Annotated in this window: 20 protein-coding genes; 8 read left to right on the top strand and 12 right to left on the bottom strand. The window is 31.8% G+C overall.

What is annotated here, in order from left to right:
- Positions 1 to 7: 7 nt before the first annotated feature.
- The 4 genes from SLH33_RS01555 to rpsA all read right to left on the bottom strand — a co-directional run bounded on the left by SLH33_RS01555 (position 8) and on the right by rpsA (position 5708).
- Positions 8 to 1474, bottom strand: a complete 1467-nt coding sequence (locus SLH33_RS01555; protein WP_320417300.1) for an aminotransferase class V-fold PLP-dependent enzyme — start codon at positions 1472 to 1474, stop codon at positions 8 to 10.
- A 139-nt stretch (positions 1475 to 1613) separates the two neighbouring features.
- Positions 1614 to 2435 (bottom strand): hypothetical protein, encoded by an 822-nt coding sequence (locus tag SLH33_RS01550; protein WP_413818250.1) that lies wholly within the window; start codon positions 2433 to 2435, stop codon positions 1614 to 1616.
- A 21-nt stretch (positions 2436 to 2456) separates the two neighbouring features.
- Positions 2457 to 3848, bottom strand: coding sequence for a phosphoglucosamine mutase (gene glmM, locus SLH33_RS01545; protein WP_320417299.1), 1392 nt, complete (start codon positions 3846 to 3848; stop codon positions 2457 to 2459).
- A gap of 105 nt (positions 3849 to 3953) precedes the next feature.
- On the bottom strand, positions 3954 to 5708 hold the full coding sequence (gene rpsA / locus SLH33_RS01540) for a 30S ribosomal protein S1 (RefSeq protein ID WP_320417298.1): 1755 nt from the start codon (positions 5706 to 5708) through the stop codon (positions 3954 to 3956).
- 287 nt (positions 5709 to 5995) lie between these two features.
- On the opposite strand from rpsA, the gene cysM reads away from it, so the two are divergent.
- On the top strand, positions 5996 to 6874 hold the full coding sequence (cysM, locus tag SLH33_RS01535) for a cysteine synthase CysM (protein ID WP_320417297.1): 879 nt from the start codon (positions 5996 to 5998) through the stop codon (positions 6872 to 6874).
- Between the two features lies 1 nt (position 6875).
- Here cysM and SLH33_RS01530 read toward each other — a convergent pair whose 3' ends face one another.
- From SLH33_RS01530 to SLH33_RS01505, 6 genes are all read right to left on the bottom strand, one after another.
- Positions 6876 to 7250: a hypothetical protein gene (locus tag SLH33_RS01530; RefSeq protein WP_320417296.1), complete on the bottom strand. Its 375-nt coding sequence runs from the start codon at positions 7248 to 7250 to the stop codon at positions 6876 to 6878.
- A 66-nt stretch (positions 7251 to 7316) separates the two neighbouring features.
- Complete coding sequence (locus SLH33_RS01525) at positions 7317 to 8225, bottom strand: alpha/beta hydrolase family protein (RefSeq protein ID WP_320417295.1); 909 nt, start codon at positions 8223 to 8225, stop codon at positions 7317 to 7319.
- Positions 8226 to 8292: 67 nt separating this feature from the next.
- Positions 8293 to 8907, bottom strand: a complete 615-nt coding sequence (locus tag SLH33_RS01520) for a YigZ family protein (protein WP_320417294.1) — start codon at positions 8905 to 8907, stop codon at positions 8293 to 8295.
- Positions 8907 to 9770, bottom strand: a complete 864-nt coding sequence (locus SLH33_RS01515) for an EamA family transporter (RefSeq protein ID WP_320417293.1) — start codon at positions 9768 to 9770, stop codon at positions 8907 to 8909. Before SLH33_RS01515 ends, SLH33_RS01520 begins: the two co-directional genes overlap by 1 nt.
- On the bottom strand, positions 9770 to 10846 hold the full coding sequence (gene ribD, locus SLH33_RS01510) for a bifunctional diaminohydroxyphosphoribosylaminopyrimidine deaminase/5-amino-6-(5-phosphoribosylamino)uracil reductase RibD (protein ID WP_320417292.1): 1077 nt from the start codon (positions 10844 to 10846) through the stop codon (positions 9770 to 9772). Before ribD ends, SLH33_RS01515 begins: the two co-directional genes overlap by 1 nt.
- A 7-nt stretch (positions 10847 to 10853) precedes the next feature.
- Positions 10854 to 11318: an LEA type 2 family protein gene (locus SLH33_RS01505; protein ID WP_320417291.1), complete on the bottom strand. Its 465-nt coding sequence runs from the start codon at positions 11316 to 11318 to the stop codon at positions 10854 to 10856.
- A gap of 54 nt (positions 11319 to 11372) precedes the next feature.
- Here SLH33_RS01505 and prmC point away from each other — a divergent pair, with 54 nt between their 5' ends.
- Positions 11373 to 12233 carry a peptide chain release factor N(5)-glutamine methyltransferase gene (gene prmC, locus SLH33_RS01500; protein WP_320417290.1) on the top strand — a complete coding sequence of 287 codons (861 nt, stop codon included), beginning with the start codon at positions 11373 to 11375 and terminating at the stop codon, positions 12231 to 12233.
- A gap of 18 nt (positions 12234 to 12251) precedes the next feature.
- Entirely contained in the window at positions 12252 to 13217 is a 966-nt protein-coding gene (locus SLH33_RS01495; RefSeq protein ID WP_320417289.1) for a pentapeptide repeat-containing protein, read from the top strand.
- Positions 13218 to 13263: 46 nt separating this feature from the next.
- Here SLH33_RS01495 and SLH33_RS01490 read toward each other — a convergent pair whose 3' ends face one another.
- A complete protein-coding gene (locus tag SLH33_RS01490) occupies positions 13264 to 14052 on the bottom strand; it encodes an outer membrane beta-barrel protein (protein ID WP_320417288.1) in 789 nt (262 codons plus the stop codon).
- 91 nt (positions 14053 to 14143) lie between these two features.
- Here SLH33_RS01490 and SLH33_RS01485 point away from each other — a divergent pair, with 91 nt between their 5' ends.
- The 5 genes from SLH33_RS01485 to SLH33_RS01465 all read left to right on the top strand — a co-directional run bounded on the left by SLH33_RS01485 (position 14144) and on the right by SLH33_RS01465 (position 20796).
- Positions 14144 to 15319 (top strand): class I SAM-dependent methyltransferase, encoded by a 1176-nt coding sequence (locus SLH33_RS01485; protein ID WP_320417287.1) that lies wholly within the window; start codon positions 14144 to 14146, stop codon positions 15317 to 15319.
- 168 nt (positions 15320 to 15487) lie between these two features.
- Positions 15488 to 16285, top strand: a complete 798-nt coding sequence (gene fdhD / locus SLH33_RS01480) for a formate dehydrogenase accessory sulfurtransferase FdhD (protein ID WP_320417286.1) — start codon at positions 15488 to 15490, stop codon at positions 16283 to 16285.
- Entirely contained in the window at positions 16275 to 18575 is a 2301-nt protein-coding gene (locus SLH33_RS01475; protein ID WP_320417285.1) for an FdhF/YdeP family oxidoreductase, read from the top strand. The genes fdhD and SLH33_RS01475 overlap by 11 nt, the downstream gene beginning before the upstream one ends.
- A 48-nt stretch (positions 18576 to 18623) precedes the next feature.
- Positions 18624 to 19244, top strand: a complete 621-nt coding sequence (locus SLH33_RS01470; protein WP_320417284.1) for a hypothetical protein — start codon at positions 18624 to 18626, stop codon at positions 19242 to 19244.
- 10 nt (positions 19245 to 19254) lie between these two features.
- Positions 19255 to 20796 carry a hypothetical protein gene (locus SLH33_RS01465; RefSeq protein WP_320417283.1) on the top strand — a complete coding sequence of 514 codons (1542 nt, stop codon included), beginning with the start codon at positions 19255 to 19257 and terminating at the stop codon, positions 20794 to 20796.
- Positions 20797 to 20867: 71 nt separating this feature from the next.
- Here the strand turns inward: SLH33_RS01465 and SLH33_RS01460 are convergent, their stop codons facing one another.
- On the bottom strand, positions 20868 to 22493 hold the full coding sequence (locus SLH33_RS01460; protein WP_320417282.1) for an aminopeptidase P family protein: 1626 nt from the start codon (positions 22491 to 22493) through the stop codon (positions 20868 to 20870).
- Positions 22494 to 22537 lie beyond the last annotated feature (44 nt).

Below are 22537 nucleotides of genomic sequence, written 5' to 3'. Positions count from 1 at the left end.
GTTATGTTTATACAGCAAACCAATTGGCTACTAATTTCTTTTCAACTGGTTCTGCAGATTTATGAACATAATCATTTTTAATCATATCATATGTATAATCCTTACTCCAATCTTTAATATTAGCATGTAATTCTTTTAATGATTTACAGATAAAATCAATTTCATCATTGGTAATTGTTGGATGTACTGACAAACGAACCCAACCTGGTTTTTCTGTATTACAACCCACTAAAATTTGACTTTCTATAGCTTCTGAAGTTTCTTTATCTACATTTAATAAAAAATGGCCATATGTACCTGCACAAGAGCATCCTCCTCTCGTTTGTATTCCAAATCGGTCGTTTAAAAGTTTAACCACTAAATTAAAGTGATAATTTTCAAAATAAAATGAGAAAATACTTAACCTGTCTTTATGGTTTGGAGCTAGAATATGTACTCCATCCAACCTTTCTAAACAATCAAATAAAACCGTGTTAATTTCATCTTCTCTTTTCTTCATGTTTTCTGTTCCCATTTGATCTTTTAACTGAATAGCCAACGCAATTCGTATAGTTTGTAAAAACCCCGGTGTTCCTCCATCTTCTCTTGTTTCTACATCATCAATATAATCATGCTTACCCCAAGGATTGGTATACATTACGGTTCCTCCTCCTGGGTTATCTGGTATCGTATTTTTGTAAAGCTTCTTATTGAAGATTAAAACACCAGAACTTCCTGGTCCTCCTAAAAATTTATGTGGAGAAAAGAAGATAGCATCTAAATATTCATCTTCTTTCTCTGGATGCATATCAATGTTTACATACGGGGCAGAACAAGCAAAATCAACAAAGCATAATCCGTTATATTTATGAATTAAAGAAGCTACCTTATGGTACTCTGTCTTAATACCTGTTACATTAGAGCCTGCAATGATAGAAGCTATTTTAATGGGTCTGTCTTGATATTGCTTGATAACATTTTCAAACATATCTAAACAAATCAAACCTTTATTATTACATGGAACTACTACTACATCTGCAATCGTTTCATACCAAGATGTTTGATTTGAATGATGTTCCATATGCGAAACAAAAACAATAGGCTTTTTCTCTTGAGGAACAACTGTATGATCTTTTAAGTTTTCAGAAACCTTTAATCCTAAAATACGTTGAAACTTATTAACAACACCTGTCATACCAGATCCTTCTGTAATTAAAACATCATCTTTTGATGCATTTACATGTCGCTTTATAATATTACGTGCTTCATGATATGCCAATGTCATAGCAGCTCCTGAAGTTGAAGTTTCTGTATGTGTATTGGCTACAAAAGGTCCAAACTCATTCATTAGTTTTTCTTCAATAGGTCTATATAATCTACCACTTGCTGTCCAATCGGTATAGATTAGTTTTTTAGTTCCGTAGGGTGTTTCAAAAGTTTGATCTATTCCTATGATGTTTTTTCGAAACTGCTGAAAATAGTGTTCTAAATTCATTAAAATTATTAGTTGTTTGGGATACGAATTTCAGTAAAATAATTGAGAAAAAACTAATTTGTTAAAAATTTAACTATCCTATTAGTTTTTGTTATGGTAAATAAAAAATCCCACTTTGCAGTGGGATCGTAAGCTTTAGTTATATTCTGAATTTTCCTCCTATTAAAATAGTGTTTTCAAAAAAGTAAAAACTTTGAGAAGCACTATCTGAAATACTTTTAGTCGTTCTAATATCTGTCATATTAATATATCCTCCTTTTAAATCTGCCTGAATAAAAAAGTGCTTTAAAAATGCTATGTTTAAACCAGCTGCAATTGACATACCATAACCTGATAAATGGAAATCGTCATGGCGTTCCATACCTAATAATGTTGTATTGGTTCTTGGATATAAAATACCCACTCCAACTCCTTCTGTTAAATTGATTTGTAGGTTTTCAAGGTTTAAACCAAACCATTGACTCACATCATCAAATCGTTTTACTTCAGCATTTACGTAGTTAAGACCATCGGTATGTTCAAATAGTAAAAAATCTTCTGATAAATTAATTGTATCGTCATTGTAAATTCCATCATACAAAGAACCTGTATTAATGTTACCATTAATTTTTACATCTTGATTGTTAATCATTACATATTTCATGTGATCAACACCTATAGAAACTGTATAGTTTTCTTTAAAAAAATATCCTATTCTATAATTTGTTTGAGGAATAGTAACAAATGCAGGATTAAAATATTTTTTAAATGAAAATGGTGTTTGACGATCTTGTGCTTTAACATTCGACAAAGTGAAATTATAATTATCTCCTTTAAAACGAATGTCAGAATCAGAATAGCTGGCCCAGTTCCAACCCCAATACACAAAAAACTTTCCTTTATTGGTTACTTTCTTTTCTTGTTGTGCTATTGTTAATGAAACACTTAAAATCATCAACAAACTTAAAAATCTTAATTTCAACGGGTTTTTATTTAGGGATTATTACTTAATTATTTCTTCTATTTCTTTAATAAAACGTTCAGCTAGAGCATTTGCTTTTTCTTGTGAAGTTGCCTCTGTATAAATTCTGATAATAGGCTCGGTATTTGATTTTCGTAAATGTACCCATTCATCAGCAAAATCAATTTTTACACCGTCAATTGTATTTACTTCTTCGTTTTTATATTTCTTAGCCATGGTAGCTAAAATTTTATCAACATCAATTTTTAGAGTTAACTGAATTTTATTTTTACTCATAAAATAGCTTGGATAAGAATCTCTTAATTCTTTACAAGACATTTTTTTATGTGCTAAATGCGATAAAAATAACGCTACTCCTACCAGAGAATCGCGTCCGTAATGTGAAGCAGGATAAATAATTCCTCCGTTACCTTCACCACCAATAACAGTATTGGTATCTTTCATCATTTGAACTACATTCACCTCTCCTACTGCACTTGCTGTGTATTTACCACCGTGTTTTTCAGTAACATCTCGTAAGGCTCTCGATGATGATAAGTTAGAAACTGTGTTTCCGCCTCCCATTTTACCTAAAACATAATCAGCACAAGCTACTAATGTGTATTCTTCACCAAACATAGAACCATCTTCAGAAATCAATGCTAAACGATCTACATCCGGATCAACCACTATTCCTAAATCAGCCTTTTTCTTTACAACTAATTCAGAAATATCAGTTAAATGCTCCTTTAAAGGTTCTGGATTATGAGGAAAATGTCCGTTTGGTTCACAATACAACTCAATACATTTTACATCTAATTCTTTTAATAAAGCGGGAATTGCAATTCCTCCTGTAGAATTCACACCATCAATAACCACTGTAAACTTTGCTTTTTTAATGGCTTTCTTATCAACTAAATCAAGCTTTAAAACTTCTTTGATGTGTTTTTTGATGTAGTTTTTCTTCTTTTTATAGGTTCCTAAGTTATCAACATCAGCAAAATCAAAATCTTCACTTTCTGCAATTTTTAAGATTTGCTCACCATCTGCTCCATTTAAAAATTCCCCTTTTTCATTTAATAACTTTAAAGCATTCCATTGCTTCGGATTATGAGAAGCGGTTAAAATAATACCTCCTTCTGCTTTTTCTAACGGAACTGCTACTTCTACGGTTGGTGTTGTTGATAAACCTAAATCTACCACATCAATACCTAAACCTATTAATGTATCAGCAACCAGACCACTAATCATTTTACCAGAAATACGCGCATCTCTACCAATTATTACTTTAATTTTTTCTTTTCTTGCGTTGTTTTTTTTGATAAACGTACCGTAAGCAGCTGCAAATTTTACAGTATCAATTGGTGTAAGGTTTTCTCCTGTATTTCCTCCGATTGTACCTCTAATTCCAGATATTGATTTTATTAATGTCATATGATTTTTCTCGAATTTTAGCAAAGATAATCATCTCACTGAAATGCATAAAAAAAACCGTTGCAAAAGCAACGGTTTTCAAAATTATTTATTAGAATTTAGAAATTACTTTCCTCCTTCCATTTTTTTCTTTAATTCAGCTAAACCACCGATGTCTCCTAAAGTAGTTTTTTCTACTTCTTGAGCTTTTTTAGCAGCTGCTTCTACATTTCTCTTTTCTTCTTCTCTAAAGATAGAAGTATGAGATGCAACAATTCTACGGTATTCTTTACTAAATTCAGTAACTACGAACTCAGCTGTATCTCCTTTTGCTAATTTACCACCGTCTTCTTTATCTAAGAAACGTACTGGTACAAAAGCTTCAACACCGTCTGTAAATGTTACCGTAGCTCCTTTGTCATTTTTAGATGTAAGAGTTCCTTCATGCTTAGAGCCAATTGCATAGGTAGCTTCATGAGCATCCCAAGGGTTATCTTGAGTTTGCTTATGACCTAAGTTTAACTTACGGTTTTCAACATCTAATTCTAATACTTGAACTTCTAATTGATCTCCAACAGTTACAAAATCTGATGGATGCTTAATTTTCTTAGTCCAAGATAAATCAGAGATGTATACTAATCCGTCAATTCCTTCTTCTAACTCAACAAAAACACCAAAGTTAGTGTAGTTACGTACAGTTCCTGTGTGTTTAGAACCTACTGGATATTTAGAAGTAATATCTGTCCATGGATCTGGGTGTAATTGCTTCATACCTAAAGACATTTTACGCTCTTCACGGTCTAATGTTAAGATTTGAGCTTCTACTTCATCACCAATTTGAACGAAATCTTGCGCTGAACGTAAGTGTGTAGACCAAGACATTTCAGATACGTGGATTAATCCTTCAACACCTTCTTCAACTTCTACAAACGCACCGTAGTCTGCTAATACTACTACTTTACCTTTTACCGTATCACCAACTTTTAAATCTGCATTTAATGCTTCCCATGGGTGAGCTGATAATTGTTTTAATCCTAATTGAATTCTTGATTTGTTATCATCAAAATCTAAGATTACAACGTTTAATTTTTGATCTAATTCAACAACTTCATTTGGGTGGTTGATACGAGACCAAGATAAGTCTGTAATATGAATTAATCCGTCAACACCTCCTAAATCAACAAATACACCGTAAGAAGTTACGTTTTTAACAACACCTTCTAATACTTGTCCTTTTTCTAATTGACCGATGATTTCACGTTTTTGATCTTCTAAATCAGCTTCAATTAAGGCTTTGTGAGACACTACTACGTTTTTAAATTCTTGGTTGATCTTAACAACTTTAAATTCCATAGTTTTTTCTACATACTGATCGTAGTCACGGATAGGCTTCACATCAATTTGTGAACCTGGTAAGAATGCTTCAATACCAAATACATCTACAATCATACCTCCTCTAGTTCTACACTTAACAAAACCGTTAACGATTTCACCAGTTTCGTGTGCATTATTAACACGATCCCAAGCTTTAATTACACGAGCTTTTTTATGAGATAATACTAATTGACCAGAAGAATCTTCTCTTTTATCAACCAATACTTCTACTTTATCACCCACAGCTAAATTTGGGTTATAACGGAACTCGTTTAATGAAATAACTCCTTCAGATTTAGAGTTAATATCAATAATAGCATCACGATCAGTAATACGTACTACTTCACCTTCAATAACATCACGCTCGTTTACGAAACCAACAGTTCCTTCTAACGCTTTTTCAAATTCTTTTAATTTAGCCTCATCAACAGCTTCAATACCTTGCTCGTACTTGTGCCAGTTAAAATCTGCTAAAAATTCTTGTGGGTTTACTTTTGTTTCAGACATCCTGAAATAAATTATTTGTATCTTTTTGTTAATCAGGTTTTTAACGATATTAACTCCAAGAGAAATTAAACTTTAATTAAAAATATAATTACACCTTTTACAAACCTGCTCTCGTAAAAAGGCGTGCAAATTTACAAAAAATTATTGAAATAATCTAAAAGTTTTGATTTTTAGCATTTTAATGTAAAAAATCGGAGTATAGAGAAAAGATTAAATTCTTGCTTATTTTTGCAGTACAAAAACTATTTAAAAGTTTTTAAAATTTTAAATAAATCTGATCAGCTTTTATGAATTATACTCTACTTAATCAAATTGGAAATACTCCTATTGTAAAATCTTTGTTTCTTAACACGAATCCTAATGTAGATTTATATTTTAAACTTGAAGGAAACAACCCAGGCGGTAGTGTAAAAGATAGAGCTGCATACAATATGATTAAGACAGCATTAGAAACAAATGAAATAGATAAAAATACTAAACTTATTGAAGCTACAAGTGGAAATACCGGAATTGCTCTTGCTATGATTGCTAGTATATTTAAACTTGACATAGAACTTGTTATGCCTGCAACCGCCACTAAAGAACGTGTACAAACTATGAAAGCTTATGGAGCCAAGGTTACTTTACATCCTGATGGAATTGAAGGTGCACGAGATTATACTATTAATAAAGTAGAAAAGGAAGGGTATTTTAGTTTTAATCAATTTGCCAACGATAATAACTGGAAGGCGCACTATAAAACTACCGGCCCTGAAATTTGGCGAGATACTAACGGTAAAATAACACATTTTGTATCTGCTATGGGAACTACTGGAACTATAATGGGAACTTCTACTTTTTTAAAAGAACAAAACAATGAAATACAAATTATTGGTGTTCAACCTACCGATAATTCTAAAATACCAGGTATAAGAAAATGGCCTAAAGAATATTTACCCAAGTTTTTCAATCCAGCTAAAATAGATACCACCATTGAAGTAAGTAGTGATGAAGCTATAGATATGGCAAGGAAACTAGCAAAAGAAGAAGGAATTTTTGCAGGTATGAGCAGCGGAGGAGCTACTGCTGCCGCTTTAAAATTAGCAAGTAAAATGGATAGCGGTGTAATTGTATGTATTATTTGCGACAGAGGAGATCGTTACCTCTCCTCTGACCTATTTTTATAACTTACTCATCATCTTCATCGTATTCCTCATCCTCTAAATCATCCATATCAGGTTTTAATAAAAATTGAGAAACTACACTTTTATCTAACTTCATAAAATCATTGTAAAGAATTTCAATTACTTCATCACTTGATTTATTTGTTTTTAATAAATTATATGCTTTTTCAGGCGCATCTTTTATAACATCTTTTACTAACTCTTTTCCCATTTCAAGAATTTCTGATTTTGGAAAACCTCGATCTACAAAAGGTTTAATATTTCCTACTATACTTACTGCTGCTCCTCTACAAATATTCTCTTTAGTAAGTTTCATTTCCGCTTGAGAAAAAAGTTGAACTGAAATAAATAGAAAAGCAGTAATTAATAAATTTTTCATTTTCATTTTTAAGGATTTTTAGTTGTGAACTAAAATAATGATTTTAAATTTATTTTCTATAACCATTTATAAGTTAGCTCTAAACCAATTTGATAATAACTTTTGCAGTTCTTTTTGTTTATTTGAAAAACTATGATTTGTATCAAATTTTTTCAATTCAAAATTGTAATTGATCGTTGCTAACTTTTCTGCAATCCAGTCTGCTTGATTTGTATTTACTCTTTTGTCTTTTGTTCCCGATAAAATTAATAAGCTACTATTTTTATGAAGCTGATCGTACCAGTACATTACTGATCGCTTTTTTAATTCTTCATCCTTATTTTCTTGATAATTAGGAATTAATTTTGCACAAACCATGGTTTCCATTTTAGGTCTTTCTTTTATCAGCTCAAATAGATTAGTTGGTCCGTTTCCTACTACTGCTGTTTTTATTTTATTTGATTCTTTTAAACTTAAATACGTCATCATTCCTCCTCTAGACCAACCAAACATTCCTATTCTGTCTGAATCTGCTTTATTAATTTCTTTAGCGGTTTCTGTTAAACTCAAAACATCATTAACATCCTTTCCTCCAAACTCATCATCTTCTCGGTAGCAACTTGCTATCACAACATAACCTTCATCAACCAATTTTGAAGTAGCCATTAAAGCTATAAATAATGTTTTAACTTTTGCTTTTCTTCCTATTTCTTTATTCCCTCCTCTATTAAAAATTATCAGAGGAAATTTACCTTCTCTATTTGGCTCAGCAACAATTCCGTTCACAAGTTTGTCATCACTTTTGTAAGTGATTTCATAAAAATTGACATTATTTAGATGTTCAAAATCTTTTTTTAAGGTATTATTTTCAGAGATTTTGTTCCAAATAGCAGGTATTTTTGAAACTTGAATAGCTTTTTTAGAAACTAATTTTCCGTTTTGAGCAAAAAGAGTAACAGATGTTAAAATGATAATGAGTAAAAGTCTGATTTTCATAATATCGTAATTATAAGTTTAGTATATAATTGAGACGATATTGTAAAAATTTTGTTACAAACTGTTGTTATTCCAGTTCTTTAATCTCTACTTTAAAAAGATTATCAAACACTTCAAAAATTTCTTGCGCATCACTTTTTCTTACAGAAATTACATATTCACAATTCAACTCTAATTTTTGTGATACAATTTCTAAATTTCGTTCTTTAACAATGCGCTGAACTTTGTTCATCATATCGTACTCAAACGTAAGTTTAAACTGCTTATCGATGGTTTTTTCTATAATTTCTGAAGCTTCTAAAGCTAATTGAGCTGAAGACCGATAAGCATTTATCAAACCACCTACACCTAATTTAGTTCCACCAAAATAACGAACAGAAACCACCAAAACATTGGTTAAATCAAACGCTTGAATTTGACCGTAAATTGGCATTCCTGCCGAATTACTAGGCTCTCCATCATCATTGGCTCGAAAACGTATATTTTCCGTTCCTAATTGCCACGCATAACAATGATGACGTGCTGTGTGATGTAACTTCCGTAACTCTTCTAATCGTTCTTTTATATCTTCTTCTGTTTTCACCGGAAAAGCATATCCGAAGAATTTACTATTTCTGTCTTTAAAAAGCGTTTCTTCTGAAGATTTTACAAGAGTTTTATACGTGTCTTTTACATCACTCATTAGGCTATGGCTACTAAAATTATACTTACTACTGCTGTTGCAATTCCGATCCAGTTCTTTGGCAATAACTTCTCTTTAAACAACAGCAAACCAAAAATAGTTGTTAATAACACTATACTAACATTGTTAATAGTAAAGAGTGCAGAACTCTCTAAACCTTCTGTTTTTAAAGCTTTCAGCAAAAATTCAATTGAAAAATAATTTGGTATTCCTAAAAGAATTCCACCAATAATACTTTTCTTTTCAAAATTAATATTGCTGGTTATTGCTTTATAACAAATGAGTACAATCCCAAATAAAAAAGCAATAAGAAAAATTGTTGCAGAAAATATTGTAACACCTCCTTTTGGAACATATACTGTTTCAAAATACTTAATGGAAGTATCAATAACACCCGAGCCTAAAAAAAGTAATAAAGGATAAAGTAAAAACGGGCGCTGATTGGAAATATTCTTTTCTTTCATTGCAGTCAAATACACCGCTACTAACGCTAATAAAATTCCAACTACTTTAACAACACCCAAACTTTCTTTGTATACCAACACTCCAAAAATTACAGGTATAACTACCGACATTTTCCCTGCTACAGAAGCTACGGAAAGTCCGTTCTTTTGAGAGGCCAATGCCATTACATTAAAAACACTTATAAACAGCGCTCCTAAAAAAACAGCTCCAAAAAACCATGGTTGCTGTGGAATATCATTTAAACCGATACTTGCATCAGACAATGAATATCCAATAGTAAAAGCTACCAAATAATTAACTACAATAGCTTGTAGTGTGTTGATTTTATAGACTTCAAAAAGCTTAAAAATAACAAATAAGCAACTTGAAATTAGAATACTTAAAGCTAGGTATAGCATTAGTTAGTTTGATTTTTGTAAATATATAATTTATCATTGTTGATATTCATTTCTTCGGATGGAACTTTGTTAAAAACCGGAGCTTTAATTCCTTTTTCAAATATTGAATTCCCTATAAAAACTCTTGCTTCATCCCATAAATTAGTATCAATAAATGTTTGTAACGTTTGCGCTCCCCCTTCAATAATTATAGACTGAATTTGATGTTGATACAGCGCATCACAAATTTGTTCCGCTAGGTTTTGAGAGAAATCAATTACTTCATAATATATTGCTTCAATTTGTTCGCAATGACTATTCTCTTTTCTCTTTTCTCTTTTCTCTTTTCTCTCAGTAAAAACAATTGTTTTTACACTTCCATCGAACACATTAGCCTCTACAGAGGCTCGTAAATTCTTATCTAAAACCACTCTAACCGGATTATTACCACTCCAGCTTCTTACATTTAACTTCGGATTATCAGTAATAACAGTATTAGTTCCCACTAAAATAGCATGCTCTTCCGCTCTCCATTTGTGAACCAATTGTTGCGAGAATTCGTTTGAAATCCACACAGGTTTTTGCTCATCTTTAACCTTTGGAGCTATGAATCCGTCTTGAGTTTCTGCCCATTTTAAAATAATATACGGACGCTTTTTATTTTGAACCGTAAAAAAGCGTTTATGATGCTCAAAACACTCTTTTCCCAACACTCCCACTTCAACATTACATCCTGATTTCTGTAAACGTTCAATTCCTTTACCAGCTACTAAACTATTGGTATCTACACAACCAATTACCACATTCGGAATTTGATGTTTCACGATTAAATCGGCACAAGGAGGCGTTTTTCCGTGATGAGAACAAGGTTCTAACGTAACATAAATAGTAGATTCTTTTAAAAGCGTTTTGTCTTTTACAGAATTGATAGCATTCACTTCTGCATGCGGACCACCATACGGACTCGTAAAACCTTCTCCAATAATCTTATTTTTATATACAATTACTGCTCCAACTGACGGATTTGGACGCGCAGTTCCTATTCCGTTTTTAGCAAGCTGAATACATCGCTGCATGTATGTTGTATGATCGTTCAAAAGGCTTTTAAAATTTTATTTTGATTTCTTCAGTTTTATCAACAGGATACACGCTTTTATAACCTAAAACCTTGTACTTAATATCTCCTTTAAACTGAACTTTTATGCTATTGTTTAATACTGAATTGATAAGTCCGCCTAAAATTCCTCCTTCATTATTTTCAAACACCTTTTTAGCAGGAACAACCACTTTTAAAGGCACAAAAAACTCTTTATTTGCCGGAACTTTAAATTCATCTGAAGAAACTTGAGCTACTTCTGCTCCGTTTACAATTACTTTAATTTTATCCGTAGAAATCTTTCCTCCAATATCATTTTCATTTTTAAAATAAGCATTGGCTTGCAAACGAATAGTATCAGATCTGTATGAAAGCACTTTTACATCATCAACTTTAATGAAAAGTGGTCGCTTTTTAACCGAGCATGCTGTTAGAAAGAAAATGAACATCAAAAAATAAACTATATTCTTCATTTGTTTTCTATAAATTTGAAAAATCAAAAGTAGCATTTTTACACGTAAACCTATATGAAACTTCAAGAATTCAGAGCTTTTTTTAACAAAGAATTATCGGAATTATATCCAAAAACTGAAATTGATGCATTTTTCTTTAGAGTTATTGAAGATAAGCTAGATTTATTAGTCATGGATGTTTTTGTAAAACAGGATTTAGAAGTTTCAGATGATAAAATTGAAGAGTTAAAAGAAATCATCAATCGGTTAAAAAATGAAGAACCTGTACAATATATTTTAGGTAAAACTGATTTTTACGGACTCCCTTTTATTGTAAATGAAGATGTTTTAATTCCACGTCCGGAAACCGAAGAATTGGTAAGTTGGGTTTTGAAAGATATTAACCAAAAAAAAGAAAAAACTTCTGATAAATTATCGATTTTAGATATTGGTACTGGCTCTGGATGCATTCCAATCTCAATCAAAAAAAATACCGAGAATACTGATGTTTTTGGGTTAGATGTTTCAGTAAAAGCAATTGCTATTGCCCAACAAAATGCTGAAGCTAATAAAGTAGAAATCAACTTTATAGAACAAGATATCCTACTTACAAATAGTCTTCAACAAAAATTTGATATAATCACCTCTAACCCACCTTATGTGAGAGAGTTAGAAAAAAAAGAAATCAATAATAATGTATTGAAAAACGAACCTCATTTGGCTTTATTTGTTGATGATGATAATCCGTTAATTTTCTATAAAAAAATTGCTGAGTTGGCTAAAAATCATCTAACAGAAAATGGAAGTTTGTTTTTTGAAATAAATCAATACCTTGGCAACGAAACACAACAAATGTTACAAGAAAAAGGATTTAAAAACGTTACACTAAAAAAAGACTTATTTGGTAACCACAGAATGATAAAAGCTACATTATAAACCTAATCCCTATAACAAATGGAAGATAACCTTCAAAACGAATTAGAAAAACTTCGTTTAGAAAACGAAAAACTTCGTAACAAAGTAAACAAAACTGTAGAAAAACAAAGTCGTAAAAAAGAAAGAACCAAAAACACGCTTACATGGACATGGAAAATGTTTACAGGAGCTTCTTTAAACAAAAGTTTTAACAATTGGTTTACCGAGTTTCATAGCGGACAAAAAGTATCTCCAGACACTTCTGCAAACCTATTAACAGCCTTGGTAAGACGTTTTGTTAGAGTAAGACTGTTAAGTTTGGTTTTATTGTTATTTTCACTAATTCCGTCATTAGTATCCTTATACGTTTTAGTAAAGCAAAACGATTTAATTCGCACGCAAAATGCTTTAGTAGAAGGCTCAAGAAAGAGTTCTTATGGCTTCCAATTGTCAAGTATTTTTGATGCAGTAGATAGAATTTATAAAAGTGATGACCAAGGTAGAAAAGTTTTAGATAATGATGTTATTGCTCGAATTATTGGAATTACCAGCAGCTTAAAACCGTATAAAATTTTAGAAGAAGATGGGCTATCTACAGAACTTTATAGCCCTGAAAGAACACAATTATTAATGTTTTTATTAAATGCTAACCTAAGCTACAGATCGTTACGAAGCATATATGGATCAGCAGATTTTTCGTATTGCGATTTTAGAAACACCAACTTATCTCAGAAATATTTAGTCGGAGTGAATTTAGAGAACTCTAATCTTGAGAATTGCGAGTTGAATAGTAGCGACATTAGCAATGCGAATTTTAAAAAAGCAAACTTAAAAGGAGTTCAATTTTCTAACGGAAAAGCAACCGGTACAGATTTTACAGAAGCTAATTTAAGTAATGCCAGAATCACAAAAAACAATTTAACCGGTGCCGATTTTACAGATGCCAAAACAACAAATACCAATTTCAATCTCTCTGAGTTGAAAGAAACCAAAGGTTTAAACTAAAAAAGCGGCTCATGAGCCGCTTTTCTTATACTTAAAACTTCTTCTTTTACCAATCAAAAGAATACGTTACACCAATATTTAAACCAAAAGAAGAATATGGTGCTGTTATTGATTTGCTTTCTGGTTGTCCTGGAGTTGGGTTATCTACATAAGTTACCTTATCTGTAATTAAACCTCCAATTTGCATTTGAGCTTCTACAGGTAATGTAGCTAATACTTGTGCTAATTCAGCAGGCTGTAAAACTTCTCCTCCTAAATAAGCTGAATACGTATCTAAAACAGACTCATCTGCATCTACATCAATACCTTGATATTCCATCTCTGCAAAAACACCCCATTTGTCATTTAACTTGAACTTAACACCGAAAGCGGCATTAAACCCTAAAGGAAATTTACCATGGTTATCTCTTTCAAAATCAATTTTTAAAGGTCCTTGCTCTAATGTTCCTACAATATCAGTTCTACCTCCTAATTTTGTTAATAATCCTGCTCTTACATATACATTTTCAGAAAGATTAACTAAACCTGATAAAGAAAGTCCAAATGCTCTTGCACGACCAACGATATCTAATCCATTTGAATTTGCAATTTGTTGATCACTTCCGTATAAATAACCAACACCTAAGTCAACTCCAAAAGTTTTATCAAATAAATAGCCTAAACGTAATTGACCTTGGTATCCTTCACCATAACTACCTTTTAAATCTCCACCAGTTCTTAAAGTTTTTTGAGAAGTTACACCTGTAACACCCCCACTTAAAGCTACGTAGAAATCTTGAGCATTAATTCCTAGAGCTACAAAAAACATAGCTAATGCTAATACTGTTTTTTTCATAATTTTAATTTGTTTATTATTTTTAATCTATGCGAAAATCGCAAATTTTATCAGTATTTTTGGTGTGTTTTCACCAAAAAAATAACGTTTTTTGAATTCAAATATTTTACATATTGATGTTCAACAATTTATAGAGAAGAATTTAACAACTAAGATAACTAATTTAGTGTTAAAAGGTAGTCCTTTCCCTAAAATTTCTAGCCAAGAACTCGCTAATCAAGTAGCTTCAAAACAAAAAAGTGAACAAAAATTACCAACTTGGTTTCAAACCAAGAATATTTATTATCCACCTAAATTATCTATAGAACAAACTTCCTCAGAGATTACTGCGGAATACAAGTCGAAAATTGTTAGCGGAAAATCTATTATTGATATAACAGGTGGCTTTGGTGTAGATACTTACTATTTTTCAAAAACTTTTGAAAATGTTATTCATTGTGAGATCAATAAAGAACTGTCAAAAATTGTTTCTCACAATTTTCAACAACTTCAACTAAACAACGTAAAAACAGTTGCTGAGGATGGTTTGCTTTTTTTACATAATTCTTCAAAAAAATATGATTGTATTTATATAGACCCTTCAAGAAGAGACAACTCAAAAGGAAAAGTATTTTTATTAAAAGATTGTTTACCTAATGTACCTGAAAATATTGATTTTTTATTTAGTAAATCCACATCTATTTTAATAAAAAACTCTCCTCTACTTGATATTACATCAACCATACATGAACTAAAATTTGTAAAAGAGATACATGTAGTAGCAGTACAAAATGAAGTAAAAGAATTATTATTTCTTTTGGAAAAAGACTATACTGAATCAATAACTATAAAAACCATTAATTTACTTAAAAACAAAGAACCAGAATTTTTTGAGTTTACTTATAAATCAGAAGTAAATTCAACCTATGAATTACCAGAAAAATATTTATATGAGCCTAACGCTGCAATACTAAAATCCGGTGGATTCCAACAAATTGCTTTTCAATTTAATATACATAAGCTACACTTACACTCTCATTTATATACTTCTAATAAACTTATTTGTTTTCCGGGAAGAAAATTTAAAATAATTAATACTCTCAACTACGACAAAAAAGAATTAAAAAAATTAACCCAAGGAAAAGCTAACATTACAACACGTAACTTCCCTAAAAAAGTAGAACAGGTAAGAAAAGAAACAAAAATTAAAGATGGAGGATCTATTTATGTTTTTTTAACAACTAATAAAAATGGTAAATTATGTAGTATACTATGTGAAAAGGTATAAATTTTTATACAAATTATACAATTTCAGTCTATTTTTCATAAATTTTATAATTATATTTGAATACACAACAAAATTAGTAGCATATAAGTGTTTAAACTGGGGGGTATAAACACTTATAAAAGCTTCGGAATGTTTCCGAGGCTTTTGCTTTTTTAGTAAGTTTGTTAAGTGCAAACTAATACATATATATCTTTAAAAGTTATTGCTAATTATTCTACTAAAATCCAGGATACATTAGTAATAGAAGCTCCGTTACAAATTAACATTAATGGTGAGCCTTACACTGTAGTTATGAGAACTCCAAATGATGATTTAGAGTTGGCTAGAGGTTTATTATATGCTGAAGATATTTATAAAGAAAATCAACGACTCAACTATCAAATTCAAGAAAAAGAAAACTTTTCTTCTGTTATTAATTTTAATATTCCTTCTGAAAAATTAGGAAAAGGATATTTAAACAAAAGAACGCTACTATCCGTTTCCTCTTGTGGTATTTGCGGTAAAAAAGAACTTGATCATGTCCACATTTCAGGAAAACCTATTAAAAGTTTATTTCAAATTTCACAGTCCAGTATTCAGCAAATGTTTGAAATTATGCAAAGCCAACAAACTACTTTTCAACAATCTGGAGGAAGTCATGCCTGTGCTATTTTCAATCAGGAACAAAAATTATTAACTTTAAAGGAAGATATTGGTCGCCACAATGCCGTAGATAAGTGTATTGGCGAATTATTAATAAAAAATAACTTACAAAAAGCAAAAATTATGTTGGTAAGCGGACGCGTTTCTTATGAAATCATTTCCAAAGCTTTTTTTGCTAAAATACCTATCATTGTAGCTGTCTCTGCTTGCTCTTCATTAGCAGTTGATTATGCCAAAGAATTCGGAATTTGCCTCATTGGTTTTAACCGAAATAATAAAATGACCATTTACTCCAACCCTCAATACATTCAATATGAACAGTAAAAAAACCAATGCCCAACCTCCTGTAAAACTAACGGGAATTGAATTGAGTAATGTCCCTAAAGAAGCTGTAGGTACAAAAGCTATTCAATCAGCAATTAATCATATTTTCTCTGAAGTTGGAGTTATAAAGGGCATTAGTGCATTAAAAAATTTAAATCAAACTTACGGATTTGATTGTCCGGGTTGTGCATGGCCAGATCCTGACGAAAAACGAGCTTTTTTAGCTGAGTATTGTGAAAATGGTGCAAAAGCTGTTGCAGAAGAAGCTACCAAAAATAAAGTTTCTCCGATGTTTTTTGCCACACATTCTGTTGAAGAACTTTCAAAGTGGTCAGATTATGAAATTGGTAAAAGCGGTCGTATTACGCACCCAATGGTATTAAAAGAAGGAAGTTCTCATTACGAAGAAATTTCTTGGAAAGATGCCTTTACTATGATTGGTAAGGAATTAAATTCTTTAAATTCTCCTGATGAAGCTATTTTTTATACGTCTGGAAGAACTAGTAATGAAGCAGCTTTTTTGTATCAGCTATTCGTTCGACAATTTGGAACTAATAATCTGCCCGATTGCTCAAATATGTGTCATGAAAGTAGCGGAGCAGCATTATCAGAAACCTTAGGAATTGGAAAGGGTTCTGTTACTTTAGATGATTTTGAACATGCTGATTTGGTAATTGTAATTGGTCAAAACCCTGGAACTAATCATCCAAGAATGTTAACTGCCTTGGGCGATACGAAGAAGAATGGCGGAAAAATAATGACTATTAATCCTCTTCCTGAAGTTGGTTTAATGCGTTTTATTGCCCCACAAAACCCATTAAAATGGTTTGGTAAAGGACTTCAACTTACTGATTTGTTCTTACAAGTTAAAATTAACGGAGACGTAGCGTTGCTAAAAATTATTTTAAAATTGATGCAACAGCGTGAACAAGAAAATCCAGGTTCAGTTTTTAATCATCAGTTTATTAAAAACAAAACTCATGGTATAGAAGAGCTTTTAGCCGATTTAGATACTTACTCAATAGAAGATTTACTTCCACAAACAGGATTAGAGCTTACACAAATACAAGAAGCTACCGAACTAATCATCAACAATGAAAAGATAATTATTTGTTGGGCAATGGGTTTAACTCAACATAAAAATGCTGTTGATAATATTCGAGAAGTTGTAAACTTACTATTATTAAAGGGAAGTATTGGTAAAAAAGGTGCTGGCACCTGCCCTGTTAGGGGACATTCTAACGTGCAAGGTGATAGAACTGTTGGCATTTGGGAAAAATTAAACCCTGCATTTGGAGAAAAACTAGCAAAAGAATTCCATTTTAGTCCTCCAACCAAAGAAGGGTATGACGTAGTAAATGCTATAAAAGCAATGCACGATAAAAAAGCAAAAGTTTTTGTGGGAATGGGTGGTAATTTTATTTCTGCAACTCCAGATACTGAATATACTGCTGAGGCATTGCGTAATTGTAATTTAACGGTTCATATTTCAACCAAATTAAATAGAAGCCATTTAATTCATGGAAAAAAAGCACTGATTTTACCTTGTTTAGGAAGATCGGAAAAAGATATTCAAAATTCAGGAGAACAATTTGTTTCTGTAGAAAACTCAATGGGAGTTGTGCACCAATCTCACGGACATCTAAAACCATGCTCTGAACATTTACTTAGTGAACCTGCAATTGTTGCTGGAATTGCCAATGCAACACTTAAAAATTCAAAAGTAGAATGGTCAAAATTAATCTCAAACTATGATCTTATCAGAGATAAAATTGAAGCGACCATTCCTGGGTTTGAAAAGTATAACAAACGTGTGAGACAAAAAGGCGGATTTTATCTTCCAAACAACGCTCGTAGCAACGATTTTAGCCCTACATCAACAGGAAAAGCAAACTTTACGCTTAATAAACCATCAGATATTGTTTTAAAAGAAGATCAATTTATGCTGATGACCATTAGAACTCACGATCAATACAACACAACCATTTACGGATTAGATGATCGTTATCGCGGAGTCTTAAATGAACGAAGAGTTGTTTTTATAAATCCAGATGATATGACAAAACTTGGATTGAAAAAGCTAGACAAAGTCAACTTAATCAGTCATTTTAATAATGAAAATAGAATAGCCGAAGGTTTTTTAGCCATTCCATATAGCATACCAAAACAATGTATGGCCACCTATTTTCCAGAAGCAAATGTTTTAGTTCCTATAAAAAGTGTTGCTAAAATAAGTAACACCCCAGCATCTAAAACTGTGATAATTTCAGTAGAAAAGATGGCTAATTAAAAAAGATTTGTATTTTTAGAAGCTCATTAACCCTTAAACCTAATTATCATGCCATTTTTAGATGAACAAGAATTAGCAGCATTAAGACAAGAAATTCATGATGCCAACGAAAGAAATGAGGAGTTGGAAAATGAAATGAATGAAAAAATAGAAAAGTTAGAAGACGCTAAATATGCTGCCCGTAATAGAAATATTGTACTCAGTGTTTTACTTGGGGTTGCTGGTGCTTTAGCCTATTATTTTTATTCTAATAAAACTGTTAATAATGTAAATATAGCTGAAATTAAAAAAGCAGAAGCAGAAAGAGTTATTGACAGTATTGGTGAACTACAATTAGCAAACAACAATAATAATGATGATGATTATGAAGAAGGAGATGAAGAATTTTCTGTAGAAGAAGGAGCTGCCGCAATTAGCAACCAAATGGATGGAGAAACTATTTACTCTGTACAAATTGGTGTGTTTACTAAAAAAAAGCATCCCCTACTATCTGAAACATTTACAGGAACAGTATCTAAAGGAAATTTGTTTAAATATTCTGTTGGATTATTTAAAACCTTACCCGAAGCTCAAAAATTTAGAAAAGAATTAGTAGACATTGGCTTTGATGATGCTTTTGTAGCTTCATATATTAATGGAGTTCGTCAACAAATTCATCAACCAAATTAAAAAATTAACTATGGTATATACCATTAAAAAGGCACTCATAGTACTCAGTATTATGAGTGCTTATTTTTTACAAGCGCAAACACCCGAAAAGAAAACCCAACTAGGTTTTGGACAGGTAGATTTTTTATCCATAAAAATGCCTGAGAACGAAAAGAACATGGATTTCACTGGAATTCATTATAACCTTATGCTTAATGATTGGAGCTATGCAGGTGCAGGATTTTATGGTGCTGTAGGCGGAACTCGTGGTGGTTTTTTTACTTTGGGGGTAAATGCAGGAATCAAACAAAACTTAACAGATAATTTATTTGTCGATGCAGGAATCCACTTTGGCGGTGGCGGTGGTGCCGGGGCTCCTGATGGTGGAGGTGCTTTTATTTTACCTCATGTTAATTTGGGGTACGATTTTAAAAATGTTGCCGTTACAGCGGGTTGGAGTTATATTGACTTTTTTGATGGTGGAGATATCAACAGTAATCAGTTTTATGCCTCGGTACAGATTCCTCTTTCTTTTGATTTTTCTGATTTTGATGATAGAGAATCTTCTTTTTCTATGGATGGACTAACTTCTTCAAGTTGGAATCAAAAATCAAATAGAGTATCTTTATTAGTTCATTTAAACAATTTAAAAGCAGAAGGTGATTCAAGATTTACAGATGAAACTCCCACAAGCACCAATAAGTTAAGCGGAAAAACAATTCGATTGGCAGGATTTGAATTGAACTCATATCTAAATAAAAATTGGTTTTACTTTGTAAAAGCCGATGGTGCTTACCACGGAATTAAAGCGGGGTATATGGATATTTTTGTTGGTGGTGGTTATCATCTATCCATGAACAAAAAAAGAACTAATATTTTAGCAAAATTCGGTTTAGGTGCTGGAGGTGGCGGTGGTGTTGATACTAAAGGAGGTTTCTTAATTTATCCAGATCTGTCTATAGAACAAAAACTATTTGATAATGTATATGCATCTATCAATAAAGGATATTTAATGACTCCTGATTCTCATTTCCTCTCTTCTACTCTAGGTTTTGGATTGAAATATTATGTAGATAAAGATGGAATTACTTCGGATGAAAACGAATATTCATCAGTAAAATTTAAAGGTATTGAGGCTATCATGAAACAAGATTGGTATATGGATGCTTCTAGAGATGGTGGATTTGAACAAGATATGCATCAAATATCGTTACAAATTAACTTCTTCTTAAATAAATACATTTACGGAGCTGGACAAACCTCGTTTGCTAATTTTGGTGATGCAGGTGCCTATGCCGAAGGAATTGTTGGTTTGGGGGTGCAATCTAATCGTTTTTTAAATGATAAAGTAGCTGTTTTTGCTCAATTGTTAGGAGGAGCTGCCGGTGGTGGTGGTATTAGTACAGGTCAAGGTTTAATTGTAAAACCAAGTGCTGGATTGAATTATAAAATATCTGACAGGCTTAATTTACGTGGTGGATTGGGTTATGTAAAAGCACGTGGAGGTAGTTTAAGTAGTACATTCGCAAACTTGGGGTTAAGTTATAATTTTTCTTTTTTAAGCGCGAAATAAGATTTAAAACTGATACAATAAAAAAAGCAGCTACAAATTATGTAGCTGCTTTTTGTTTATGAATAAATCTTTTAATCTAAACTTGGTAATACAAAATCATCTAAAACACTCTTTTTAGCCATCATTTTTTCAATAGCTTCTACAGTTCTTGGTGCTTCTTCTGATAAGTTTTTAGGTCCGCTTTTAGTAATTAAAATATCATCTTCAATTCTAACGGCAATTCCCCACCATTTTTTATCACATGGGCTTCCCTCCGGGATATAAATACCAGGTTCTACCGTAATCACCATGTTCTCTGCAAATTCTCCGTACGTTCCCGGATCATGAACATCTAAACCTATGTGATGTGAAGTTCCGTGAGGAAAATAATTGTGTTTAGCAGATGGCGAGCTGATTATTCCCAATGCCGCTAATCCATTATTAATTACTTTTTTAGCTTCAGTATTTGGCTGCCAAAACTTGTTTCCAACTTTACAAGCAGCTATTCCAGCATCTTGTGCTTTTAATACAATTTCATAAATAGCTTTTTGTTCAGTAGAAAACTTTCCGTTTGCAGGAATAGTACGTGTAACATCTGCCGTATAACCACGGTATTCAGCACCTAAATCCATCAACACTAAATCGTGCCCTACTTTGGTTTTATTATTTTCAATATAGTGCAAAATACATCCGTTATTCCCTGCTCCAACTATACTTGGATACCCTTCATACTCTGCTCCGTATTTTTTATAAACAAACTCGTGAATTCCTTGAATTTCAGTTTCTGACATATGCGGTTGCATTGCTTTCATCATTTCTATTTGTCCTACTGCTGAAATTCGAATAGCTTTGATTAATAGTTTTAACTCTGCCGGAGTTTTTACCTCTCGCATTTCTGCTAATTGTGTTGGCAAAAAACTCACATCAATATTTGAAGGTTCATTAAGCTTTAAAGCAGCTTTTTGTTTAAACTCTTTTTTTAAAACATCGGTACCTGCTTTACTAAAACCCATAATAATTTCATCTTCTTTTAAAGAAGGATAATATGTTACTGCTTGACCTATCATTTGTGCTACATTAGCAGAGTTTTCAATTGGTGTAGCCTTAATTAATTCATAAACTCGCTTTTTAGTTTGTGATAAAAACATTGAAGGATTATAGCTTGATCTTTCTTTAAAACTCTTCACTAAATCGTATAAATCACCATTGTTTCTTTCAGAATTTCTGTAATCATCTTTGAATTTTTCTACAAATATTTTATCAAAATTTTTAAAGTTTAATTGATCCGAAATGAATTCTTCTGAAGTTTTAGCTACTTTAAAACCTAACTCCTTTTGCACTCCTTCTACTCCCAAACGCTTTCCATTCCACATTTCAAATTGCGGATCTCTTTTGGGTACATATAAAACTTCATTAAAACTATTCCCATTAGCATCTTTCTGACTTTCAGAAAATAGTACCAAAACCGCATTAGGTTCTCTAAAGCCTGTTAAGTAGTAAAAATTAGGATCTTGATGAAACACATAATCCACATCATTAGCTCTATTTCTTACTGGATTTGCAAACACTACCGCTACTGAATTTGAAGGCATTTTACTTCGTAAAATATCTCTACGTTCTTTATGAAATTCTTTTGGAAGATAATCGGTTGGTGTTTGTGCAACAACAACGTTCATGGCAAAAGCCAATAGTAACAATAAAGTAGTTTTTAGTTTCATCAATGTTTAATTTTCTGTAATAAATCAAATTTAAGGTTATTTAT

The organism is Tenacibaculum sp. IB213877, from assembly GCF_034043975.1.
Classification (GTDB): Bacteria; Bacteroidota; Bacteroidia; order Flavobacteriales; family Flavobacteriaceae; genus Polaribacter.
This window is presented reverse-complemented; position numbering and strand designations above follow the sequence as displayed.